Here is a 706-nt window from a genome sequence, read left to right as displayed (position 1 = left end):
CGGAGCTCGACCGCCCACACCACAGGTAGTGGCCTACATCGACGCCCACAAGGGCGAGTACGGGGTCGAGCCGATCTGCAAGGTTCTGCAGGTCGCCCCGAGCACCTATTACGCCGCCAAGACCCGCCCGCCCTCAGCGCGATCGGTCAGCGACGCGGCCACGACCGCGGTCATCGCCAAGGTGCATGCGGAGAACTACGGGGTGTACGGGGTCACCAAGGTCCACGCCGAGCTGCGCCGGAACGGCCATCAGGTGGCCAGGTGCACGGTGCACCGGCTCATGAGGGCGGCGGGTCTGCGTGGGGTCATTCGGGCCAAGGGCCCGCGCACCACGGTGGCCGGCACCGGACCGGAGACCCGCCCGGACCTGGTGGAACGATCTTTCACCGCCGCCGCCCCGGACCGGCTGTGGGTCGCCGACATCACGTATTGCAGAACGTTCGCCGGCTGGGTATACGCCGCCTTCGTCATTGACGTGTTCTCCCGGCGGGTGGTGGGGTGGCAGCTGTCGACCTCCCTGCGCACGGACCTGGCTCTGGACGCCCTCGAGATGGGGTTGTGGACCCGATCCCATGACGGCCATGACACCAGCGGGGTCGTGCATCATTCGGATAAGGGCGTTCAGTATGTCGCGGTGCGCTACACCCAGCGCCTGGCCGAGGCGGGGGCGGTGGCCTCGGTGGGATCCACTGGCGATTCGTACGAC

General features: G+C 68.6%; 1 protein-coding gene and 1 other annotated feature. The gene reads left to right on the top strand.

Translation table 11 applies throughout. The features are described from left to right. Nucleotides 1-100, top strand: a sequence feature (AL1L pseudoknot). This feature is flagged as partial in the annotation. Next, nucleotides 29-706: IS3 family transposase (locus tag E7Z53_RS19885; protein ID WP_369598032.1), on the top strand; the 678-nt coding region annotated here is incomplete at its 3' end. (Overlaps the previous feature by 72 nt.)

The organism is Kocuria salina, assembly GCF_013368965.1.
Lineage (GTDB): Bacteria > Actinomycetota > Actinomycetes > Actinomycetales > Micrococcaceae > Kocuria > Kocuria rosea.
Note: the sequence above shows the minus strand (reverse complement) of the source record. Positions and strands in the feature narration are given on the sequence as shown.